General features: G+C 33.1%; 1 protein-coding gene. It reads right to left on the reverse strand.

What is annotated here, in order from left to right; all coding sequences use genetic code 11:
• Window positions 1-195: 195 nt before the first annotated feature.
• Window positions 196-722 (reverse strand): LPXTG cell wall anchor domain-containing protein (locus HMPREF3186_RS06745; protein WP_156438987.1); only part of this gene is annotated, 527 nt, incomplete at its 5' end.

The raw sequence follows: 722 nt of genomic DNA on the forward strand, positions 1-722 counted from the left end.
CACTTTTGTACATTTTTATATTGACATTTACATCTTTTATGTTTTTATTATAAAGAAAGTTATGTTAAGAAGATAGATACCTTGTTATTGGACGCTTACCTTACAAATCAATCGAATTTGACAAAGAATCCAAAAAAGCCCCCGATATTTTTCGAGGGCTTTTGCTATACTTAAAGATTTATTATAAACTTTAAATTAGTTTTTGTCGTTTTTACGACGTCTTGCTGCTGCAAGTAATCCACCTAGGATTCCTAATCCTAATCCTGCTAATCCAGTATTAGTCTCAGTTGTACCTGTGTTAGCTAAACGTTTTGTTGGTTCAACTGGTTTTGTTGGTTCAGCTGGTTTTGTTGGTTCAGCTGGTTTTGGATTTTTACGATATACATGGATTGTATTTCCATCTTTATCTTTCTTAGTTTCTTTGTAAATGTACTCTGGAATATCTTTCTTATCCTTCGTTCCTTTGTCTGAAGGGTTGATTTCTTTTCCTTTTTCATCTACATAACTTGTTATAACTTGACGATATACATGAGTTGTATTTCCATCTTTATCTTTTTCAGTACGCACAAATTTATATCCTGGAATTGAAGATTTATCCTTCGTACCATTTTCTCTAGGTATTAGAGTTTCCCCATCAACAGATTTCCAAATTGTTGATTTAGATTCATCTGTTTTTGGTGTTTTCGGAGTTGGTTTTGGTTCAGGCTTAGGCTCTGGTTTCG

Origin of the sequence: Gemella haemolysans, assembly GCF_001553035.1 — a bacterium.
Classification (GTDB): Bacteria; Bacillota; Bacilli; order Staphylococcales; family Gemellaceae; genus Gemella; species Gemella haemolysans_B.